The sequence below is a fragment of the Azospirillum himalayense genome, from assembly GCF_042657465.1.
Classification (GTDB): domain Bacteria; phylum Pseudomonadota; class Alphaproteobacteria; order Azospirillales; family Azospirillaceae; genus Azospirillum; species Azospirillum himalayense.
In genome coordinates this window covers 1-1456 of record NZ_JBHSLC010000093.1, presented here as the reverse complement: position 1 = coordinate 1456, position 1456 = coordinate 1, and the positions used below count along the sequence as shown (strand labels likewise).

Sequence of the window (1456 nt, the reverse complement as noted above, 5' to 3'; positions counted from 1 at the left end):
CCTCTTCCGCCGCGGCCTTGGCGACGGCGAGCGAGACGCCGAGGATGGCGTTGGCGCCCAGCCGGCCCTTGTTGGGGGTGCCGTCCAGCTCGATCATGGCAAGGTCGAGGGCGCGCTGGTTGGAGCCGTCGAGGCCGGCGATGGCGTCGAAGATCTCGCCGTTGACCGCCTCCACGGCCTTCAGCACGCCCTTGCCGCCGTAGCGGGACTTGTCGCCGTCGCGCAGCTCCACCGCCTCGTGCGCGCCGGTCGAGGCGCCCGACGGAACGGCGGCGCGGCCGAAGGCGCCGGATTCGAGCAGGACGTCCACCTCGACGGTCGGGTTCCCACGGCTGTCGAGGATCTCGCGGGCGTGGATTTCGGTGATGGCGCTCATGGCGGGGTGTGGACCTTGATTGGAGGGTGGATTTTGTGGAGAGGTGGTCGCGGCGGAGCCCCCACCCTTCCCGCTTCGCGGGCCCCTTCCCTCCCCCGCTTCGCAAGGGAGGGAGTTCATCCCCTCCCCTGCGTCAGCGGGGGAGGGTCAGGGAGGGGGCAATACCTCGCGCCTCAGACGCTTCTCAATGCGCCCCATGGAAGGTGCGGCTGATGACGTCCATCTGCTGCTCGCGGGTCAGCTTGATGAAGTTCACCGCGTAGCCCGACACCCGGATGGTCAGCTGCGGGTACAGCTCCGGATGGTCCATTGCGTGCAGCAGCGTCTCGCGGTCGAAGACGTTCACGTTGATGTGGTGGCCGCCCTGGCCGAAATAGCCGTCCAGCATGCCCACCAGATTGGCCACCCGCTCACCCTCGGTCGGGCCCAGCGCGCCGGGCACGATGGTGAAGGTGTAGCTGATGCCGTCCTGGGCGTGCGCGTAGGGCAGCTTGGCCACCGACGCCATCGAGGCGATGGCCCCCTTGCGGTCGCGCCCGTGCATCGGGTTGGCCCCCGGCGCGAAGGGCTGGCCGGCCTTGCGCCCGTCCGGCGTGTTGCCCGTCTTCTTGCCGTAGACCACGTTCGAGGTGATCGTCAGCACCGACTGCGTCGGCACCGCGTCGCGGTAGGCCTTCTGCTTGCGCAGCAGTCCCATGAAGGTCTCCACCAGCCACACCGCGATCCCGTCGACCCGGTCGTCGTTGTTGCCAAAGGCCGGATAGTCGCCCTCGATCACGAAGTCGGTGGCAAGGCCACGCTCGTCACGCACCACCTTGACCGTGGCGTGCTTGATCGCCGACAGGCTGTCCGCGACCACGCTCAGGCCGGCGATGCCGCAGGCCATGGTGCGCAGCACGTCGCGGTCGTGCAGCGCCATCTCCAGCCGCTCGTACATGTACTTGTCATGCATGAAGTGGATAGCGTTAAGCGTGTTCATATAGGCGCGCGCCAGCCACTCCATCATCGGCAGCAGGCGGGCGACCACCGTGTCGTGGTCGAGCACGTCGCCGGTGATCGGCGCGAAGGCCGGGCCGACCT

General features: G+C 68.3%; 1 protein-coding gene and 1 pseudogene. Both read right to left on the bottom strand.

Features of this window, described 5'->3' with window-relative positions; genetic code table 11:
- Window positions 1-376, bottom strand: a pseudogene (eno, locus tag ACFPMG_RS26755) (phosphopyruvate hydratase); the annotation flags it as partial.
- A 184-nt stretch (window positions 377-560) separates the two neighbouring features.
- Window positions 561-1456 (bottom strand): pyruvate formate lyase family protein (locus tag ACFPMG_RS26750; RefSeq protein WP_376998273.1); only part of this gene is annotated, 896 nt, incomplete at its 5' end.